16 protein-coding genes are annotated in these 20,245 nt (G+C 48.1%); 5 read left to right on the top strand and 11 right to left on the bottom strand.

Annotated features, from left to right (window positions below; translation table 11 throughout):
- Positions 1 to 96 precede the first annotated feature (96 nt).
- The 5 genes from spoIIR to prfA all read right to left on the bottom strand — a co-directional run bounded on the left by spoIIR (position 97) and on the right by prfA (position 5,623).
- Positions 97 to 837, bottom strand: a complete 741-nt coding sequence (gene spoIIR / locus J2T20_RS02750) for a stage II sporulation protein R (RefSeq protein WP_373457743.1) — start codon at positions 835 to 837, stop codon at positions 97 to 99.
- Between the two features lie 91 nt (positions 838 to 928).
- Complete coding sequence (locus J2T20_RS02755; RefSeq protein WP_307585346.1) at positions 929 to 2,119, bottom strand: FtsW/RodA/SpoVE family cell cycle protein; 1,191 nt, start codon at positions 2,117 to 2,119, stop codon at positions 929 to 931.
- A gap of 201 nt (positions 2,120 to 2,320) precedes the next feature.
- Entirely contained in the window at positions 2,321 to 3,508 is a 1,188-nt protein-coding gene (locus J2T20_RS02760; protein WP_307585348.1) for an FtsW/RodA/SpoVE family cell cycle protein, read from the bottom strand.
- A 116-nt stretch (positions 3,509 to 3,624) separates the two neighbouring features.
- Entirely contained in the window at positions 3,625 to 4,551 is a 927-nt protein-coding gene (gene prmC / locus J2T20_RS02765) for a peptide chain release factor N(5)-glutamine methyltransferase (RefSeq protein ID WP_307585349.1), read from the bottom strand.
- Positions 4,552 to 4,555: 4 nt separating this feature from the next.
- Positions 4,556 to 5,623 (bottom strand): peptide chain release factor 1, encoded by a 1,068-nt coding sequence (gene prfA, locus J2T20_RS02770; protein WP_307585767.1) that lies wholly within the window; start codon positions 5,621 to 5,623, stop codon positions 4,556 to 4,558.
- A 275-nt stretch (positions 5,624 to 5,898) separates the two neighbouring features.
- Here prfA and J2T20_RS02775 point away from each other — a divergent pair, with 275 nt between their 5' ends.
- Positions 5,899 to 6,360 (top strand): YdeI/OmpD-associated family protein, encoded by a 462-nt coding sequence (locus J2T20_RS02775; protein ID WP_307585350.1) that lies wholly within the window; start codon positions 5,899 to 5,901, stop codon positions 6,358 to 6,360.
- A 105-nt stretch (positions 6,361 to 6,465) separates the two neighbouring features.
- Here the strand turns inward: J2T20_RS02775 and ychF are convergent, their stop codons facing one another.
- From ychF to fni, 3 genes are all read right to left on the bottom strand, one after another.
- Positions 6,466 to 7,566, bottom strand: coding sequence for a redox-regulated ATPase YchF (ychF, locus tag J2T20_RS02780; RefSeq protein WP_307585352.1), 1,101 nt, complete (start codon positions 7,564 to 7,566; stop codon positions 6,466 to 6,468).
- A gap of 498 nt (positions 7,567 to 8,064) precedes the next feature.
- The gene (locus J2T20_RS02785; protein ID WP_373457744.1) at positions 8,065 to 8,535 is read right to left on the bottom strand and encodes a GNAT family N-acetyltransferase; all 471 of its coding nucleotides are present in this window, start codon (positions 8,533 to 8,535) and stop codon (positions 8,065 to 8,067) included.
- A gap of 43 nt (positions 8,536 to 8,578) precedes the next feature.
- Positions 8,579 to 9,619 (bottom strand): type 2 isopentenyl-diphosphate Delta-isomerase, encoded by a 1,041-nt coding sequence (gene fni / locus J2T20_RS02790; protein WP_307585771.1) that lies wholly within the window; start codon positions 9,617 to 9,619, stop codon positions 8,579 to 8,581.
- 414 nt (positions 9,620 to 10,033) lie between these two features.
- Here fni and J2T20_RS02795 point away from each other — a divergent pair, with 414 nt between their 5' ends.
- On the top strand, positions 10,034 to 11,548 hold the full coding sequence (locus tag J2T20_RS02795; protein ID WP_307585354.1) for a phospholipase D family protein: 1,515 nt from the start codon (positions 10,034 to 10,036) through the stop codon (positions 11,546 to 11,548).
- 1 nt (position 11,549) lies between these two features.
- Here the strand turns inward: J2T20_RS02795 and cls are convergent, their stop codons facing one another.
- Positions 11,550 to 13,058, bottom strand: a complete 1,509-nt coding sequence (gene cls, locus J2T20_RS02800) for a cardiolipin synthase (RefSeq protein ID WP_307585356.1) — start codon at positions 13,056 to 13,058, stop codon at positions 11,550 to 11,552.
- A 225-nt stretch (positions 13,059 to 13,283) separates the two neighbouring features.
- On the opposite strand from cls, the gene J2T20_RS02805 reads away from it, so the two are divergent.
- Together J2T20_RS02805 and J2T20_RS02810 are read left to right on the top strand one after the other, a co-directional pair.
- Positions 13,284 to 14,189 carry a TetR/AcrR family transcriptional regulator gene (locus tag J2T20_RS02805; RefSeq protein WP_307585358.1) on the top strand — a complete coding sequence of 302 codons (906 nt, stop codon included), beginning with the start codon at positions 13,284 to 13,286 and terminating at the stop codon, positions 14,187 to 14,189.
- 24 nt (positions 14,190 to 14,213) lie between these two features.
- On the top strand, positions 14,214 to 17,390 hold the full coding sequence (locus J2T20_RS02810; protein ID WP_307585360.1) for an efflux RND transporter permease subunit: 3,177 nt from the start codon (positions 14,214 to 14,216) through the stop codon (positions 17,388 to 17,390).
- Between the two features lie 69 nt (positions 17,391 to 17,459).
- Here the strand turns inward: J2T20_RS02810 and J2T20_RS02815 are convergent, their stop codons facing one another.
- Complete coding sequence (locus tag J2T20_RS02815; RefSeq protein WP_307585362.1) at positions 17,460 to 18,155, bottom strand: TorD/DmsD family molecular chaperone; 696 nt, start codon at positions 18,153 to 18,155, stop codon at positions 17,460 to 17,462.
- A 371-nt stretch (positions 18,156 to 18,526) separates the two neighbouring features.
- Here J2T20_RS02815 and moaA point away from each other — a divergent pair, with 371 nt between their 5' ends.
- The gene (gene moaA / locus J2T20_RS02820; protein WP_307585364.1) at positions 18,527 to 19,528 is read left to right on the top strand and encodes a GTP 3',8-cyclase MoaA; all 1,002 of its coding nucleotides are present in this window, start codon (positions 18,527 to 18,529) and stop codon (positions 19,526 to 19,528) included.
- On the opposite strand, the gene J2T20_RS02825 is transcribed toward moaA, so the two are convergent.
- On the bottom strand, positions 19,511 to 20,122 hold the full coding sequence (locus J2T20_RS02825) for a LysE/ArgO family amino acid transporter (protein ID WP_307585366.1): 612 nt from the start codon (positions 20,120 to 20,122) through the stop codon (positions 19,511 to 19,513). The two genes, moaA and J2T20_RS02825, sit on opposite strands and share 18 nt — an antisense overlap.
- Positions 20,123 to 20,245: the final 123 nt, after the last annotated feature.

Genomic DNA, 20,245 nt, shown 5'->3' on the forward strand with positions numbered 1-20,245 from the left:
ACGGCCCCACCACGTGGAGCCGCGTTGATCCGCTTCTGAAATAGTATCATAGAAAGGGTCAAAACAACATGCCTTTTCAGAGGATAAAGCATTCAATTATCCCCATAAACTGCTGAACCATCTCCCGATTTTTTGCAGCAGCTCCCAGACGAAGAAGCGCACCTTAGGCTCCTCAGACGTTTGGGTGTCTGTATCACTAACCGTCCCACCCGTTTTGATTACCTTTCCTGCGACCGATTTCCCACTAGATCCTTCCGAAGCCGAAGCGGAAACCTTCTTGCTATCCTTTGCAGCTGCATCTCCTGAACCGGCATCAATGAAGCATAGCGGCGGAAACAATACACACCACCAATTCTGCCCCTTGCCGGCCCCTAATGTAACTCGTACAGCTTCATAATCACCCGCTGGGTAGACGGTGCCACCGTACATTTTGGTCGGAAAAGGAACGACTCCAAGCTCAACGTTGTAGGCATAATCCATACCACGCGATTCCAACTCCGTACCCACGAGTGCGTTCAATTCAGGTAAATGCCCTCTAATCAGTGTACGTGCCTGCTCCAGGCTTTGCGGATCTTCCAATTCAGATACCCATTGGTTCATCTGTGCCACAACAGCATCACGAATTTGACGTTTAACTAATTGGTCCTGTGTACCGTCCGAATTGGCCAAAATACGCAATCGGATTGATTCCTGCGGAATCGAAATCTCCGCAACGGCAGCATCCGTCTTTTGCCCTTCCCAGGCCATCATAAGAATCATAAAAAAACAAATTAAAATGGCAGTATACTTTACAGTTACACGCAAGGAATCTCCCGCACTACGCTCCTCAAAGTTCATCTGAATAACCCCTCTCCCTCAATACCCTCATGTGAGTCAGTATGCCCGGGAGGGAGAGACTGCAAACCTAGCAATCTATTAAATATTGAAATTAGAGAAGTTTGGGAGGGGGTGAGTAGCGAGGGTACACCGGCAAATCGTCCTCTTCTTCCTCTCCGTACAAATGGACGCTCATGACGATACCCATACTGGACATATTGATTAATATAGACGTACCGCCGAAGCTTATAAAAGGCAAAGTAATACCTGTCAGAGGCATTAGACCAATAAAGGCACCGATATTTTCGAGGATCTGGTACAACAGCATAGCCACAACCCCCACAATGATAAGAGGCCCTCCTCGCTGCTTGCACTCTAGCGCAATTAGAACCATCCTATGAATTAGGATAAAAAATAGCAGCAGCACTCCCGCAGAACCCAAAAATCCAAATTCCTCAGCTATCTGCACAAATATAGCATCCGAATACGTATAAGGAACTTTGCCAGCCTGCACGGATGTCCCTTCCATATACCCCTCTCCGACCATTCCGCCGGAAGCGATAGCCAATTGGGCATTTTTAGTATGATAGCTGGCATCCTTTGAGGCCAATTCAGGAACCAGCCACGGATCAAAGCGTTTCACCAAATGATCACGGCCGAGCTTATCCTCTATGAAGCTAACCGCCTGATCATGATATTGAATATAGCTGGTAATTCCGGCAAAAGCAGAACCGCCGATAAGCACCAATCCGATTAAGGCATGCGTAAATTTAATATTCCCGATCCACAGCAGCCCCATCAAAATAATAGCGTAACTTAAGGCGTTACCCAGATCATTTTGTAAAATTACGATCCCGAAGGGAACAAGTGCAATTAAGGTAAGGGGCACAATATCCAGCCAAAAGGTAAGTCTATCTTTGTTTTTCCAAATCAGCATTGAGGCTAAAAAAAGAATTAAAATGAGCTTAAACAGCTCCGCAGGTTGAAGACTCAGACCAACCACGGGCAATTCCAACCAGCCCTTGGCACCGTTTTTACTTTCGGTAAAGCTGACCAGCACTAATAATCCAATTCCAAACAGATAGATATAAAGTGCGTTTTTTAAAAGCAGTCTATAATCCAAGAACGACAATCCAATAAAAGCAATGAAGCCCAGTCCATAATATTTCAACATCTGAATATGAGAACCGTCAAAAGTCTCTGTTCCATTAGTCACACTATAAATGGAGGTAATACTTACGGCCATAAGTAAAACAAGGATCACCACGATGACTCCATCAATCTTTTTGATCTTCTCAAGCATGTTATGTGTCTCCTTGGCTTCGACTAGCTTGCATGCAAATAATCGCACGGGAGAGCTGTAGTTTCATTGTAAATGATTGGAAGACGGGATTACAATAAATACCTGCCAAGAAGAATCGGCATGTAGAGAAATAAGCAAAAAAACCGCCAGTGCAATCCTATAGATTGTCTGACGGTTTTAGATTCAAGTAAGGGTAACAAGTTACATCTGCTGCTTAGCCGGAGCCGAGTAAACAGATTTTTTCGGAAGGTCCTCTTCCACTTCCTGACCATGAAGTTTGACGCTCATCACCAGGCCAATACTGGCCATATTAATTAGCAACGAGGTACCTCCGTAACTAATGAAGGGCAGTGTAATGCCCGTTAACGGCATCAGGCCGATAAACGCGCCGATATTCTCAAAGATTTGATAGAGCATCATGGCGACAACGCCGACAATCAAAAACGGTCCGCTGCGATCCCTGCATTCAAGGGCAATTAGTATCATTCGGTGAATCAGTATAAAATACAGCAACAGCACCGCTGCCGACCCGACAAAGCCGAACTCTTCGGCAATCTGCACAAAGATAGAGTCAGAGTAAGTGTACGGCACTCGGTCCGTTTGCACGGAAGTGCCTTCCATATAACCTTCCCCGCTCATCCCCCCTGAAGCAATAGCCAGTTTAGCATTTTTGGTATGATAGCTGGCTTTGGCCGTAGCCTTATCCGGTACAAGCCATGGATCGAAACGTTCTATCCAGTGAGATCGGTTGATGTCTGTGAGAAACGTCTTAATGTCGTCATGAAAATGAATATAGCTCATAATTCCAGCAGTAGCAGTACTCGCCATGACCAGCAAGCCGATAAGCGCATGCGAGAATTTAATGTTCCCAATCCATAGAAGCCCAATTAGAATCACAATGTAGGATAACGCGTTACCCAAGTCATTTTGAGAAATGACCACCAAAAAGGGCAGCAGCGTGATCAACCCCAGCGGTACGATGTCACCCCAAAAGGACAACTTATGTTTATTTTTACGATAAAGGACCGCCGCCAAGAAAAGAATCAAAACCAGTTTAAACAATTCTGCGGGCTGAAGACCAATGGAACCGAATTTTATCCAACCTTGAGCCCCGTTTTGTTCTGTCCCGATAAAGCTGACAAGGATCAGCAAGGCAACACCTGATATATAGGCATATAAGCCGTATTTGACCAAAATCCGGTAGTCGACAAAGGTCAACCCCAAGAAGGCAATGAATCCGAGCACATAAAATTTGATCATCCGAATCTGGAAGCCATCCAGCTTGTCCCTGCCATGAGTAACACTGTAGATGGCAAAGATGCTGACGGCCATTAACAATACGAGTATAACGACAATCACGCCGTCCACTTTTTTAATCTTTTGAAGCATGCTCTGCCTCCTTGCTCTCTGTATTGGCCTTTTCGGTACTTATTTGCACCTAAAGCCGTTGTTTTCATTGTAAGGGAAGGGGCTGCGAGAATACAAATCCACCGATACTGTTAGAATTAGCGCGATATTCCGAGCACATGCCGCGGAATACCGGCGAGATCGTTAATCGTAACGATCTCGCTCCAGTGACCGGCCGCCGTAAGCAGGCCGGCTACCTGCTCCGCCTGGCCGAGGCCGAGCTCGAAGCCGACCAGCCGCGGCGGAGCCGGGAGCAGCGTGAGCTGCTCCATCATGCGGCGGTACGGGTCCAACCCGTCCTCGCCGCCGTCCAGTGCCGTGCGCGGTTCATGCTCGCGCACCTCGCGCTGCAGCCCGGCGATGTCACCGCCGGGAATGTACGGCGGGTTGGAGACGAGGATATCCGTCTCCATGCCCGCAAACGGCTCGAGCAGGTCGCCGAGCCGGAAATCCACAGCCGTGCCGTGGCGCAAGGCATTGCGCGCGGCTACGGCCAGTGCCGCCGGCGAGATATCGCCGGCAGAGACCCGCCACGCTGGCGCTTCCGCAGCCAGCGTGACCGAGATCGCGCCGCTGCCGGCGCCGATGTCCACAGCGGTCAGTGAGCGCGCGGCTGGTGTACCCTCCGCGGCCTGACCGCAGGTCCGTCCATCCGGCCACAGCTCCGCGCCGTACTTCAAGACCGCCTCGACGAGCAGCTCCGTCTCGGGCCGGGGAATAAGCACATCGGGCGTCACTTCAAAGCTCCGCCCGTAAAATTCCTGTTCCCCTATAATATACTGCACGGGTTCTCCCGTGCCGCGGCGGGTAACCGATTCCTCCCAAGCGGAACGCAGCTCAGCCGGAAACGGATCGGCAAAGGCCATGTAATAAGCCGCGCCGGACAAGCCAAGAGCATGCTCGAGCAGCAATTGGGCACTGCGCTGCGGTTCGTTGCAGCCGCACCGACTCAAAAAAGAAGAAGCCTCCGCAAAGGCTTCCCGGATGCTTTGCATTTCCGACATGACAAAAGCGTCATATTTCAAAGCATTATTCTCCTTTTTCCATCAATTCCGTTTGTTCTGCAATCGACAAAGCTGAAATGATTTCAGTAATATCCCCGTTCATGATCTGTTCCAGGCGGTGAAGCGTCAAACCAATACGATGATCAGTCACGCGGCTTTGCGGGAAATTGTACGTACGAATACGCTCACTACGGTCACCCGTACCCACTTTGCTCTTGCGTTCCCCGGCATATTTCGCTTCTTCCTCTTGGCGTTTCAGATCCGATATACGAGCGCGCAGAACCTGCAGCGCCTTTTCCTTATTGGAGTTCTGCGATTTGCCATCCTGACAGGTAGCCATGATTCCCGTAGGTACATGCGTTACGCGTACAGCGGATTTGGTCGTATTAACGGACTGACCGCCTGCACCACTCGAGCAGAATGTATCTACACGAATATCTCTATCGTGAATTTCAATTTCAAATTCTTCCGCTTCCGGCATCACGGATACTGTTGAAGTAGACGTATGAATCCGTCCGCCCGATTCGGTCGTAGGAATACGTTGCACACGATGTGCACCGCTTTCGAATTTCATCTTGCTGTATGCGCCACGGCCGTTAATGAGGAAGATTACCTCTTTAAATCCGCCCAGGTCATTCGCATTCACGTCCATAAGCTCCACGCGCCAGCCTTGTGTATCGGCATAACGTGTGTACATACGGTACAGATCCGATGCGAACAATGCCGCTTCATCTCCGCCAGCGGCTCCGCGAATTTCTACAATTACGTTCTTATCATCATTAGGGTCTTTAGGTAGCAGAAGCAGACGAATTCTCTCTTCCAGCTCTACTTGGCGACCAGACAGGTCGTCAATTTCCATCTTGACCATTTCCTTCATTTCATCGTCAAGCTTCTCGCCCTGCATCATTTTCGCAGCTTCGAGTTCTTCCATTACATTTTTATATTCGGCATACGCCTCGTAGGCGGGCTGCAGATCAGATTGTTCTTTGGAATAGTCCCTCAGTTTTTTACTGTCGTTTGCAACGTCCGGGTCACAAAGCAGTTCACTGAGTTTCTCATAGCGGTCCGCCAGGGCTTGCAATCGGTCCAACAACAAGGGAATTCACCTCTCCTGATTCAATTTAACTTTATAAGAAGAAACGGCTTTGCCGTCCTCAACTCGTAGAAATATAAGCAGAGTATACTGAAAACTTATACTTTCTTATATTTTAAAAAAGGGTCAAAACCACATTACAATCAACATGGATACACGACTTTATATTATAGCACCAACTTAGTGAAATGGCTACACTTTCCGCCGCATCTTGTCAAATTATCCTTCTTAGTAAACAATAGACCCTAAATGAACTTAGGAGAGAAGGCGTACATATGAAAAACTACATCTTTGAAGCTGAAATTCTGCAGCATGGCGACATGGACGCGGCTTACATTGTTTTCCCCTACGACGTCCAAGTCGAATTCGGGACTCAAGGACAAGTTAAAGTGAAGGCTACCTTCGATGGAATTGTTGAATATAGAGGATCATTGGCTAAAATGGGACGGGGAAGCCACTGCTTAGGTATAACCAAGCAAATCCGCCAAACTTTAGGCGTAAAATTCGGGGACGCTATTCAAGTGGTGCTGGTTATGGACCTTGAACCCCGAACCATTGATATCCCGGACGATCTTCTCCAAGCGCTAAGTGAGCTCAATATTCTGGAATCATTCTCCAGCTTGTCTTATAGTAAGCAAAAAAAGAGGGTAGACGTGATTCTCGGCTCCAAAAAGCAGGAAACCAGAACTCGCAATATTCAAAAATTAACAGTAAGTCTGCTTAGCGATCCATCTTAGAAAAGCAAAAACGGGACCTTCCTTGAGTAGAAAAGTCTACTTCGAGGAGGGTCCCAGATTACTTATGATTCTAAAAACACCTTAAATAAATTAAGCAAGCTAGGATTAAACGTTGAAACGGAAATGCATTACGTCTCCGTCCTGCACCAAATACTCTTTACCTTCCAAACGAAGCTGACCCCGTTCTTTAGCACCGTTCATGGAGCCTGCGGCAAGCAAATCCGCATAAGCTACAACTTCCGCACGAATGAATCCGCGTTCGAAGTCCGTATGAATGACACCGGCAGCTCCAGGTGCTTTGGTTCCGCGGCGGATGGTCCAAGCGCGAACCTCTTGTACACCTGCGGTAAAATACGTATACAATCCAAGCAGCTTATAGGCAGCCTTGATCAGACGGTTCAGACCGGATTCCTGCAGTCCAAGCTCTTCCAGGAACATCGCTTTATCTTCGCCTTCCAGCTCAGCAATTTCAGCTTCTACCTTCGCACTGATCGGCACCACTTCAGAATTCTCTTCAGCGGCAAATTTACGCACCTGTTGTACATAAGGATTATCTTCCGCAGTAGCCACTTCTTCCTCGCCCACGTTGGCTGCATACAACACCGGCTTCAAAGTCAGCAAGTGAAGATCACGTACGATAAGGCGCTCATCCTCAGACAACTCCACACTGCGCACAGGCATATCGTTGTAAAGGGATTCCTTGATGCGTTCCAGCAATTCAACCTCTTGAGCGTATTTCTTGTCGCCGCCCTTGATGTTTTTGCGGGATCGATCGATCCGTTTCTCTACACTTTCTAAATCAGCAAGAATGAGCTCCAGATTAATCGTCTGAATATCGCTGACCGGGTTTACCTTACCATCAACGTGCGTAACGTTTTCGTCTTCAAAGCAGCGCACAACATGTACAATCGCATCAACTTCACGAATGTGAGCCAGGAACTTATTGCCCAGACCTTCGCCTTTACTAGCACCGCGCACAAGCCCGGCGATATCCACAAATTCAAAAGCAGTTGGTACGGTTTTGTTCGGTTGTACCAGTTCTGTCAATTTGTCCAGACGTTCGTCCGGAACTTCTACAACACCTACGTTAGGGTCAATGGTACAAAAAGGATAGTTCGCAGCTTCTGCTCCCGCTTGCGTAATTGCGTTAAACAATGTAGATTTCCCTACGTTGGGAAGTCCGACAATACCAGCTTTCAAAGCCATTTATATGACAACTCCTATTTTCAGTTAATTGATCATCCGAAAAACCACGCGATCTAACCCATTATATATTAGAAGCTAGGGTGCAGCAACACCGGATGTCAAGCGGTTGTGACAATGTTCGGGCTGCAGCTTTCCCTTGAAGAGAGTTTAATTGTATGTTATACAACTATTCGAAGCGTAAACGCCCTTACTATGACTTTAGTTGTAATTCTTACACTTATTTACGCCCAAAACCGCTGATACCGCAATATATCCGTGTTTTAGTTGTATTGAGTACAACTAGAACGCCATTTAGAGAAACTTCGTTTGTTTTAGTTGCACATTGTACAACTACAGTTCAATAATGCGGCATAACGAGTTCGCACTTAGCAGCAGGTCCGATAGGGTTCGCAATAGTCCCCTTTGCTGAGTTGTAACTAATGCGCACGCGCAATAAAAAAAAAGAGCGTCCAGAAAGGCCGCTCTTGAATGTTCGTATGGAGCAGACGTTAGGAGTAACTACAGCTCCTTAGACATTGTAATGTCAGTTGTAATATACCCCATTTTTTTGTACAGCTCGTAGGCACGGTTGTTCTGTCCGAAGACATGCAGTCCGATCTTGGTAACGTTCATTGCCCGAGCTTCTTCATCAAGCGCCAGTAGGGCCTGCTTGCCATAACCTTTGCCTTGGAAGGGTTCGAAGACATAAAAATCATAGATGAATGCTTCCAATCCGCTTCTGCCCTCGGTTACATTGAACCAGATATAGCCGGCTTGGGTCCCACTCACTGCTTCGACTATGGAATATAAATAGGCACCTTCCGTATGCAGGCCTTTTGGCAGAAAGCGCGTCATCTCTTCCTCGGATTGCTTAAGGGCGTTCTTTTCATCCCATGCTCCGGCCTTTACCTTATCTTCTGCATAATCACGGATGGATTGACTTAAAAAGAATTGATAGGTTGATTCGTCCATATGAACCAGTTTGATCATAATAATTAGCACTTCCCTACTTCTGTATTCTGTGTCTTGCCATCTAACGTCGGATCAGTCGCGGAGTCCCGCGCAAAGCCTTGAGATCAGAGGCTCCGATACCGAACATTGTTGTCCGTAGCTCCAGCTCCACTTGTGCCAACGCACGGTCGAGCGCCTCTTCCGACTCAACAGCCGGACCGAGCAGGCTTCGCCCGAAGCCGGCCAGATCTGCGCCTAGGGCCAACGCCTTCGCAGCATCAACCCCGTGCTTTAACCCGCCGCTGCCAATGAGAGCAACCTGCGGTGAAGCCGCCCTAACCTCAGTGATGCAATCAGCGGTAGGGTTCCCCCAATCCGCGAAGGCTTCAGCAGCAGCACGGCGTATAGGGTCCGAGTTGCGGAACTTCTCAACTTGGCTCCAGGAGGTCCCGCCTGCACCCGCCACATCGATAAACGCGACTCCTGCATTATACAAACGGGCCGCTGTATCCCCGTCAATCCCCCAGCCGACTTCTTTAATGCCGACAGGTACTTCAAGCATTCGGCATACCTTCTCGATCTGCGGCAGCAGAGCAGCAAACCCGGTGTTACCTTCTGGCTGAAACACCTCCTGAAGACCGTTCAGATGAAGGACCAGAAAATCCGCCCCGGCAATCTCCACAGCACGGCGGCATTCTTCTATACCAAATCCGTAAGACAACTGCACAGCCCCAATATTGGCAATGATCGGAATCCCGGGTGCCTTGTCACGAACATGGAAGGAGAAAGCCAGCTCCGAACGCTCCACAGCGGCTCGGACCGAGCCTACTCCCAGTGCCCAACCGCGGCGCTCCGCAGCCTCCGCCAGTCTGGCATTTATCGCACCGGTAGCTGCACTTCCTCCCGTCATGGAACTGATCAGGAAAGGGGTACGCAACTGGCGTTCCAGAAAGTTAGTACGCAGTGTAATGTCCTCGAAATTAAGCTCCGGGAGCGCATTGTGTCGAAATCGATAGTGTTCAAACCCGGTAGTGATGCCGCTCCCCCCCACTTCCTCGTTCAGGCACAGTCGAACATGCTCGATTTTCCGTTCTCCCGTTCTGGATGACGGAAGCAGAGACATAGGGTTAGAACCTTCTACTGTCTGCGGTTCTCCGCCACTATCCGCAACAGATCTTCCCTTGTCCTTCTGCGGAACGGCATCCTGCGGCGTATGATTCATGATGTCTTCCTCCCGTTCACGTCCCTCTATTTCACATATGTCTGATAGGCCTTGTCCCTTCAGCATACTGTTCCTTTTCACAATACTATTCATTATAACACATCCCCGTGCACGAATTTACAATATGAGGATATTGTCAAGCGATAGAAGGAGCATCATAAGACGAGGAAACACTCAGTTTACATATCGCCCCAGCATAACATGGCTATTAAGGTGTTACAGCACAATATGGATACTTCGCTATTTGCTTCCGGGCGGTAATAAGTGGGTAGGATACTGGTAACAGTACTCCATAACTCGATCAGGAGGAACTCCATGAACTCAGACCATCAACCCTCATCCAAATCCATTGTACGCCAAAATCATCGGGCTCCTTCCCGCCTGCGTGTCTGGGCGTTAAGAGCAACCATTGTCCTAGTATTCTGGCTGATCGGCGTAATGGTGTACCAGACTCACAAGCCCTTGCCGCCGGGAATTTCTTACGAAAGTCCGGTGTACAACGTTAACAACGTCACCTTCCTGCAGGATTTAACTTATCCGGATGGAAGTGCGTTAGGGAAGCAGGAGGCTCAAATCTTGCCCCGAATGATGGAGATTATCGAAGAATCCCGACAGTTTCTTGTGATTGACCTATTCCTTTTTAATAACTATACCCATCGTGATAAACAATTCCCACCTGTCAGTCAGGCGTTTACCTATAAGATTATTGCTCAAAAGTCAGCTTACCCTGATATGGATATTGTCTTTATTACCGATGAGGTTAACACCAATTACAATTCCGCTCCCAACCCTTTACTAGAACAATTGAAGGCTGCGGGTGTCCGCGTTATTCTAACCGATGTAAATAGTCTGCGGGATTCTACTCCTGCCTATTCAGCTGTATGGCGTACCTTTATTCAATGGTTCGGTCAGTCTGGCAAGGGCTGGATACCCAATCTGATGGCGAATAACGGACCTGACATTACGGCTCGCTCTTATCTGAAGCTGCTGAATGTAAAAGCTAATCATCGTAAAGTGGTCCTTAGCGAGAAGGCAGCACTAATCACTTCCGGGAATATACATGATGCCAGCGTCTATAACTCGAATATCGCCTTAGAGGTTCAGGGCCCAATTCTTGCTGATATCCTGCGAACAGAACAAGCGGCAGCTGATCTTTCGAACGCCGGTCCGCTGTTGAGTAAAGAGCCGCGTTTTGAAGAAGAGAGTGAGCATATACCTTCAGAATCAGTAGGTGGGCTGCAGGTACGCTATTTGACCGAAGGAAAAGTATACAAATATGCGCTGCAGAGTATTAGGGCTGCAGCGCAGGGAGATACCGTATGGTTAGGCATGTTTTATTTGGCTGACGATTCGATTATCAAGGCGCTAGTGGAAGCATCAGAACGTGGTGCCGAGGTGCGGCTGTTGCTTGACCCGAATCAAAATGCGTTTGGCCGTGATAAGATCGGCATCCCGAACAGGCCGGTAGCCATGGATTTGAATCGGCGCTCCGACGGAAAGGTTGCTATTCGCTGGTACAATACCACCAAGGAACAATACCACCCCAAGCTTCTCTTTATCTCCAAAAAAGAGGGTGACTCCATCGTACTTAGCGGTGCCAGTAACTTTACAGCACGCAATCTGGATAATTACAACCTGGAGAACAACCTATGGGTATCCATGAATTCCAAACAGCCGCTCTACGGAGAATTAGGAGGCTATTTCAACCGGCTATGGAATAATGAGGGGGCTGAATTCAGCCTGCCGCTCGAAGATTATCAAGGCGACATTACTCGCCTGAAATATATTATATTCCGGGCTCAGAAGATATTAGGATTCACCACATTCTAAATTACAGCAGCGGGGACATTAACCGGGCGGCTGATTCCAAGAGCCGCTCATGTAACCGTTTGTCCATAAAGGTCTCCTCCACAATCTGCCGGGTAGACAATAGATCCCGTTCAAAATCGGCCACGATTCGTTTGACGCTTTCAGTCTGAAGCAGCAGCGCATTCACTTCGAAATTCAAATGAAAACTTCTCATATCCATATTAGCAGTCCCGATCGTAGCAATCTCTCCATCTACAATCAGGAGCTTGGAATGGATAAATCCCTTTTCATACTCAAAAATTTTCACTCCCGAATCCAGCAACGCCGGAAAATAAGAGTGTGAAGCCAAGAACGGAAGCCATTTGTCCGGTTTGGCCGGAAATAACAAGCGCACATCCAACCCGGACATCGCGGCTACCCGGATTGCTGTCAGAATATCCTCATCGGGTATAAAATAGGGGCTGGCAATCCATACAGACTCCTTGGCAGAAGTGATCATGGAGAAGAAAATGTTCTTGAGTGAACGTCGCTCGTTATCCGGTCCGCTGGCAATAATCTGCACAGCTCCATCCCCCGCTACATAACGCAGCTTTGGCGAAAGATAATCCTGTTCCAGGATTTTCTCGCCTGTGGTGTGCATCCAATCCTGAAGGAAGATGATCTGCATCGTCCGAACTGCCTCACCTCTAACAAGCATGTGCGTATCCCGCCAAAAGCCGTAAGTCTTGCTGCGGCTCAAATATTCATCCCCTACGTTCAGCCCGCCCATAAAGCCGACATCCCCGTCAATAACGACGATTTTGCGGTGATTCCGATAATTCACGCGGCTGGAAAAGAATGACGTAGACTTCCCGTATGCAGCCACCAGCACGCCGGCATCCGTCATCTCCTTCACAAAGGACTTGGACAACCCAAGGCTGCCTACCGCATCATACATAAATCTGACCGTAACGCCCTCACGGGCTTTCTTAATCAATATTTGCTGAATGCGCGTACCGATATGATCGGAGCGAAAAATATAATACTCCATATGAATATGGTGCTCTGCCTGCCGCAGTTCCAACAGCAGCGTCCCGAACGTTTCTTCCCCATTGGTCAGAATACGCGTCTCTGAGGCGAAGGATATGGGTGTTCGAGCCAGACGCTGGGCTAGTCCAAGCAGTTTCTGGCGGGAAGGGTCAAAGATGGACCAATCCTGGTTCATGCGGAAAACGTCGTTCTCAATTCGCTCATAGGCCATTTGGTCAAGCTGGGCTTTTTTATCATATTTACGACGCTTAAATACGTTTTGTCCGAATAAGAAATAAAAGACCAACCCTACAACCGGAATAAGCGCAAGCAATAAGATCCAAGCCATCGTGGTAGATGGATTACGATTCTCCATAAATATAGCCAAACTAATGGAAATAACGGTCAATGTGGAAAAAATACTGATAATGGTGCCGCCTGTACTACCGAATATACCGAAGCCAAAATAATAAAAAGCTAATAAAGCCAAAATAATGACTATAGTCTGCAATCCTCTTCTCATAGACAACCTACCTTCTTTTCTATAACAAGCATCACGGAATTGACACAATTATATATTACATGAAGTTGTTCATTCTTCCTACTCGAATCCTACCCAAAAAGGAATAATATTGAAACTGTATCCTCTTTTGCAGAAATTTGAAATCCACAAGCCTTTATAATATAATCACTTTTGACTAGGCAGTCAAAATAAGAACCAGTAAGTCAGAAAGGAGTCCAGAACGTATTGGCCAACATCAGCGTTGATAAAAAAGAGAAGATTATTAAAACGGCTATGCAGCTGTTTGCTATCAAAGGTTCCACAGCTACCTCCATGCAAGAGATTGCTGAACTATGCGGCATTTCCAAAGGCAGCTTGTATCTAGTGTTCAAATCAAAGGAAGAGCTGGTGCGCAGCATTTACATATATTGCTTCCAGATGATCCGCGATCCCCTGCTGCAGACAGAAGAGGAAAGTCACACAAGCCCTCAGGAGAAGCTGCAGAAACAAATTGAAATTCTACTAGACCATGTATACGAGCTTCGGGAGTTTTTGCAGCGGCAAATCCAGGACTTTGCGGGAAGTGGTCAAACAGATATGCCGGAATGGATGCGCAAAAGCAGTATCCCTGTTATGCAATGGTTTCAGGCAAAGCTGGAAACGTTGTATGGCAAAGAAGTCCTTCCATACGCCGGAGATTTAATACTGCTGGTTCACGGGATGATCAGCTCGTATGTGCGCGTTATTTTTCAACCGGGGAATCCTGTAACTACATCCCATATGGCTAATCATCTCGTTAATTTGGTGGATATCGTCGCAGCCGGTCTGCTTGCCGGAAAGCCCCAACCTCTTATCCCCGATCTTATAATTACCAGTTGGATGGAAGATGGCGAAGGTTGTCTGCGTAAAAATCCGCTGCAGCTCATCAAGGAAATGAAGCAGCAGCTCAGTATTACCACAACTATGGAGCCACGGCAGCTGGAGGATACTCTGGAGTCCCTTATTATTTTAGAGAAGGAAATCCTTGTAACCCACCCCCGAAGAGCCATCGTGCAAGGAATGATCGCTAATTTAGAGTCATGTACTGAACTAACAGAGAACCTGAAAAATCTAAAGAAACTTGTATCCCCCGAATATGGATCATGTATATAACTGAGAGGAGCCGAACCGTAACCAATGAAAAGCCTAATTAATTTCTCACTCCGTAACAAATTTGCCGTCTGGCTCCTGACTATCATCGTTGTGCTTGCCGGTCTTTACAGCGGCCTGACCATGAAGCAGGAAACATTGCCTAATATCAGTATTCCCTATCTAAGTATTACTACTATTTATCCCGGCGCTGCACCCGAAGGTGTCGTGAATGAGGTCAGCAAACCGCTGGAGCAACGACTTCGCAATGTGGATGGTGTCAAAACTCTTACCTCCACATCTCTGGAGAATGCCTCCAGTATTACTATTGAGTTCGAATATGGTACCAACCTCGATAATGCGACAGCCGCAGTTCGGGAAGCCCTTAATGAAGTAACCCTGCCGGATGAGGTGCAGAAACCGAATATTGCCCGCTTTAGCTTGAGCTCGCTCCCGGTTATCTCACTTAGCTTAACCGGTGACGATACTCAGGATTTAGAGGGTCTGACGACGATTGCGGAGAATGATATCCGTCCTGAATTAGAGGACTTGGAGGGTGTTGCGTCCGTACAGATTGCCGGACAATACGTGAAAGAGGTATCCCTGAAATTCAATCAAGACAAGCTTCAACAGTACGGGTTAACAGAAGATACTGTAAAGGCTGTTGTTCTGGGTTCCTCTGTTTATGCCCCGCTCGGATTATTCGAAATGGAGAATTCTGAAAAGGCAGTCGTTGTAGACGGGAATATCACTACTATAGATGATCTTAAAAAGGTTCGCATTCCGATCATTCCCGGGGGTACTGCGGGTACGGGCGGTGCCGGTGCCGGTGCTCCTAATGCCCCCGGGGCCGTAACCGGCCTTACTGCTGATCCCGGAACGAATCTGGCAGAACCCGGTGGAATTACAGGCAGCTTCGGACTTCCGACCGTCCAATTGGGAGAGCTTGCGGCCATTGAGGTTATCGGCAAGTCTGATTCCATCTCACGCACCAATGGTAAAGAATCCATTGGGATCCAAATCGTCAAAGCCAATGATGCCAATACCGTTGATGTGGTAAACAGCGTTAAGGATAAGATCGAGGACCTGCAGAAGCAGTATGAAGGACTTGAACTGACGGTTCTGCTGGATCAAGGAAAGCCTATAGAGGATTCCGTCAGCACGATGCTCTCCAAGGCTGCATTTGGTGCCTTGTTCGCCGTTATTATCATCCTGATTTTCCTGCGGAATATACGCTCGACTATTATCTCCATTATCTCCATTCCACTGTCATTGCTGATCGCTGTTCTTTGTCTGCGCCAGATGGACATCACACTCAATATGATGACGTTAGGAGCAATGACGGTAGCCATAGGACGGGTAGTGGATGACTCGATTGTCGTTATCGAGAATATATTCAGACGGCTATCGCTGTCCGGTGAAAAGCTGCGGGGCCGTGAATTGATTAGTGCAGCCACCCGTGAAATGTTTGTACCTATCATGTCATCTACAATTGTAACGATTGCGGTATTCCTTCCGCTCGCTTTTGTCAGCGGGATGGTGGGTGAGCTCTTCCTGCCGTTCGCCCTTACCATGGTGTTCGCACTGCTCGCTTCCCTGCTGGTGGCTATTACTCTGGTTCCCGCATTGGCGCATACCTTGTTCCGTAATGGTCTGAAGAAGAAACATAATCATGAAGACAAGCCGGATAGAATGGCCGCTGGTTATCAGAAAATTCTGAACTGGTGCCTATCCCATAAACTGATTACCTTCGGAGTAGCGGTAGCCCTACTTGCAGGAAGCCTATTCTTAATCAAACCTATAGGTGTCAGCTTCCTTCCATCTCAGGAGGAAAAGAATATTACCCTAACCTTCTCACCGGGCGCCGGCCAACGCTTAGAAGATGTGAAGGCGCAAGCCCTGAAGGCAGAAAAGTATATTTTAGCTCAAGAGCATGTAGATAAAATGCAGTATTCCATCGGCGGCAGTAGCCCGTTCGGCATGGGTGCAGGCGGAAAGTCCGGATTGTTCTACGTCGCTTATGACAGCAACACTCCTGACTTTGATAAGGTTAAAGAGCAGTTGATTGAAGGACTCACAAAAGAAATTCCAAATGGTGTTTGGGGTGATCTGTCCGGGATGTCCGGCGGTGGATTGGGCGGCAGTACTTTGACCGTGAATATATTCGGGGATACTCTGAAGCAGCTCAAACCGGTTGCAGACCAAATTGCAGGGATGGTTCAAGCCGACACGGCTAACTTCAAGGATGGAGAAACCAGTCTATCGGAGTCCTATGAACAGTACACGATCGTTGCGGACCAAGAGAAGCTTAGCGCACTCGGCCTCACAGCCGGACAAATAGCAATGAAGCTTAGCCCGGTAAGTGCACGGCCTGTTCTCACTGAAGTCGAGCTGGATGGCAAGAATTATAATGTTTATATAGAGACAGATAAAGATATGTACGGCAGTATAAGAGAAATGCTGGATGCTACCCTTACTTCACCGCTAGGTATTACTGTACCCGTTAGCGATGTTGCCAGCATTAAAAAGGGCTCCTCCCCCGACTCTATTACCCGTATGGACGGCAAAATGAAGGTTGATGTTACCGCCGAGATCATCTCGAATGACGTTAACAGTGCTTCGAACGCCGTTAAGGAAAAGATTGACGCTTTGGATCTTCCGGATGGTGTAACTATTACCTTCGGTGGAGTCACGGAGCAAATCAATGAAACGTTTGGCCAGCTTGGGATTGCTATGGCAGCTGCTGTAGCCATCGTATACTTCGTGCTTGTGGTCACCTTTGGCGGTGGTCTTGCACCCTTCGCCATCCTGTTCTCGCTTCCCTTTACCGTTATCGGGGCCCTTGTTGCCCTTCTGATTTCCGGTGAGACGCTGAACGTATCCGCGCTTATGGGCGCACTCATGTTGATCGGAATCGTAGTAACCAATGCGATTGTGTTAATTGACCGTGTTATTCATAAAGAAAAGGAAGGACTGACTACCCGCCAAGCTTTGCTTGAAGCTGGGGGTACCCGTCTGCGACCGATCCTTATGACGGCATTAGCTACGATTGGCGCCTTACTCCCACTTGTGTCCGGACTGGAAAACAGCGCGGGAATCATCTCGAAGGGGTTAGGCGTAACCGTTATCGGCGGCTTAATTAGTTCTACGCTGCTGACTCTAGTGGTAGTACCCGTCGTATATGAATTCCTGATGAAATTCCGCAGCAAACGGGTGTACGAATAACCCTATTGAGATTCTAAAAAGGAGGCCTTCCCGGGGAAATGGGAGGCCTCCTTTTTGCTGCGAATAAAATTATATTACCGCGGTTGCGCCATTTTCCAGCGTTGCTTTCCAGCCGCGAAGCATTTCTAGATCCTTTGGCAGAAACTCTTCGAGCATGTGGCTAAGTCCAAGATAGAGCGGACTGTCTGTCGCAGCATTTAGTTTGTGGCAGAATTGCGGTGTCCAAAGCAGCAAATGTTCCTCCAGAAAAGCCACCTGAATTTCCAGGAGCTCCATCGCACTTCGAACAGAAAAGCTGTTGTAAAGCATTCTTTCATGCAGCACCGCCATAAACTCCAGTTCAATAGCAATATGGTCGTCGGCTTCTCCATTGCACTTATTAAATACAATACCTGCGGAGGCATAAACATCCGAAATTACGTTGCAGAAATCTTTCGTACGGCCAATATTCGCGGCTTCACGCGGTACAAAAGCATTCATTGCCCCTTCAGTCATCAGGCGCTTGTACTCTTTGTTCTCCTGCTCGCAAATCGACGGAAGCTCCTTCGGTTCCTGACTGCAGAGGTAGCGCTTCAGTTCACGACCGCCCTCTGTCATCTCAGCTGCAACACCGATCTGTGTATTGCGGCTCCATTGTGCTACAAGCGAAAGTGTAGGTTTTCTTCCAAAAAAGTCTGTTAACAACTGATATATTAGTCCACGGCTCTCTAACCAGCGGCTAAAAGCTTCCGGCACGTTAAGGGATGGAACAGTTTGTAAAGTCATTTTGCAAATCCTCCTCTAATGGGTTTACCCGGTCTCCTCTGACGTTTGCATTCACCGTCACTCGGATCCGATGTACATGGTTGTTTTCGCAAAAGTGAATAACTCTGTACCTAGATTATATCGGACATTGAAAACGCTTTTCGTGAGCATTTTATGTCGATTCCCCGCAATTGTCGTATTACTGTCAAATTTATGATATTTGTTTAGTCACACTCACAATAAAGTGTGTCTATCATTGGGATTGAAAACTGCTATCATCCTCTGTATGAGTAATGATGTATAATGAATCTTTATCACTTCACACATTGACGCAGAACAGCATATTCTTTAAAATTTGAAATAAAGTACCTACTGATGAAGGGAGCAACGCCATGCAACCGTTAACGGATCCTTTTGGACGAATTCATGATTACCTCCGCATCTCGGTTACAGATCGCTGCAACCTGCGCTGTATTTATTGTATGCCTGCAGAAGGAATGCAATTCCAGCCTCAAGATGAGATTATGAGTTATGAGGAAATTACCGCGGTGGTCAAATCCCTCGCGCCGCTTGGACTGCGTAAGATCCGCTTAACGGGAGGAGAACCTCTCGTGCGGAAGGATTTAGAGAAGCTGGTTGCCATGCTGGCCGCTATCCCCGGCATTGACGATATCGCGTTAACGACAAACGGACTGATGCTGCCCGCTAAAGCCCAGCTCCTGAAAGAGGCCGGATTATCTCGGGTGAACATCAGTCTCGATTCTTTACGCCAGGAACGTTTCTCCATGATTACACGCGGTGGCGACGTCCATAAAGTACTTCAAGGAATTGAAGCGGCTGACGCTGCCGGACTACATCCGATCAAGCTGAATGTAGTTCTGATGAAGGGCATTAACGACGACGAGATCAAGGATTTCATCTCCCTTACCCTGAACAGCCCGCTTAATGTGCGCTTTATTGAATATATGCCGATCGGCAGTGCTAGTGACAGCTGGCGTAAATCCTACCTGCCGCTAGAAACGGTGTTGGAAGCCTGCAATGAAGCCGGATGGGAGACGGAGGAAGCACATGTGCTTGCAGGCAACGGTCCCTCCCAGAACCGCCGTGTGATCGGGGCTCAAGGAACCTTTGGGCTGATTCATCCGGTTAGTGATCACTTCTGCGATAATTGCAATCGTCTCCGCCTTACTGCAGATGGCCACATTAAGGCCTGTCTTTATTGGTCGGATGAATATCATGTGCGTCCGCTGACAGGGGATCCTGAAGCCATGCAGGCCTTATTCCGCAAGGCCCTTGGCAATAAGCCGGCTAACCATGAAATGGCGCTTGCTTTGGAGCAGAAAGCCCAAAGCCATACGCCTACAGTTCGGCGCATGTCACAGATTGGCGGATAGCTGGACGGCCATATATATGGCCATCCCCCATATAAGCAGTGCAGAGATGATGTTCATCAGCCGTATGATTTTTCCTGAGGAATCTACATTACCCAGCCATCTGCCGACACCGGCAAGTCCAGTGAACCACAACCAGGAGACACCTGCTGTGGCAGCGGCGAACGCCCAGCGTTCCCCGCTGCCGTATTGCAGGGAATTCGTGCCGATAACCCCTATAGTATCCATGATTGCATGAGGATTCAGAAGGGATACCGATAGTGCATACCCGATCTGCCCTTTCATTGATAGCACCTTGACTTCTCCCGCCTCCGGAATCCCCGTCCATATTTTCCAGCCCATAAAAGCTAAAAACACCGCACCGGCCCCATACAACACAGGTGTCATCCATACCACCGACGTTACAATCATCGAGACACCGCCAACCGCAGCGGCAATCAGCAGCGTATCACATATAGAGGCCGTAATAATAACCGGTAGCGCATGGCGAAGCTTGGGATGGAGCGCCCCCTGATTAAATACGAATATATTCTGGACCCCCAGCGGTAAAATAAGCCCAAACGCTATGATAATTCCATGGATGATGGCTTCCCGCATCTTTCTTCCTCCCTGCTTAAGCTTATCTTCTGTCTGAGCCTCCTCTCGATACTAACGTCCTGCATAGGATTCGTAACCATCCAAATCTCTTCCGCAGCACCAACCAAATCAAAAACAGCTTCA

The organism is Paenibacillus wynnii (assembly GCF_030812855.1).
GTDB classification, from domain to species: Bacteria; Bacillota; Bacilli; order Paenibacillales; family Paenibacillaceae; genus Paenibacillus_AQ; species Paenibacillus_AQ wynnii_A.

Bases quoted from the DNA above. Each gene is read 5' to 3' on its own strand.
- fni (WP_307585771.1), bottom strand. From the start codon at position 9,619: ATGTCTCTGCTTCCGTCATCCAGAACGGGAGAACGGAAAATCGAGCAT.
- J2T20_RS02815 (WP_307585362.1), bottom strand. From the start codon at position 18,155: ATGACTTTACAAACTGTTCCATCCCTTAACGTGCCGGAAGCTTTTAGC.
- ychF (WP_307585352.1), bottom strand. From the start codon at position 7,566: ATGGCTTTGAAAGCTGGTATTGTCGGACTTCCCAACGTAGGGAAATCT.
- J2T20_RS02785 (WP_373457744.1), bottom strand. From the start codon at position 8,535: ATGATCAAACTGGTTCATATGGACGAATCAACCTATCAATTCTTTTTA.
- J2T20_RS02760 (WP_307585348.1), bottom strand. From the start codon at position 3,508: ATGCTTCAAAAGATTAAAAAAGTGGACGGCGTGATTGTCGTTATACTC.
- J2T20_RS02755 (WP_307585346.1), bottom strand. From the start codon at position 2,119: ATGCTTGAGAAGATCAAAAAGATTGATGGAGTCATCGTGGTGATCCTT.
- cls (WP_307585356.1), bottom strand. From the start codon at position 13,058: ATGAGAAGAGGATTGCAGACTATAGTCATTATTTTGGCTTTATTAGCT.
- moaA (WP_307585364.1), top strand. From the start codon at position 18,527: ATGCAACCGTTAACGGATCCTTTTGGACGAATTCATGATTACCTCCGC.
- J2T20_RS02795 (WP_307585354.1), top strand. From the start codon at position 10,034: ATGAACTCAGACCATCAACCCTCATCCAAATCCATTGTACGCCAAAAT.
- J2T20_RS02775 (WP_307585350.1), top strand. From the start codon at position 5,899: ATGAAAAACTACATCTTTGAAGCTGAAATTCTGCAGCATGGCGACATG.
- J2T20_RS02810 (WP_307585360.1), top strand. From the start codon at position 14,214: ATGAAAAGCCTAATTAATTTCTCACTCCGTAACAAATTTGCCGTCTGG.
- J2T20_RS02825 (WP_307585366.1), bottom strand. From the start codon at position 20,122: ATGCGGGAAGCCATCATCCATGGAATTATCATAGCGTTTGGGCTTATT.
- spoIIR (WP_373457743.1), bottom strand. From the start codon at position 837: ATGAACTTTGAGGAGCGTAGTGCGGGAGATTCCTTGCGTGTAACTGTA.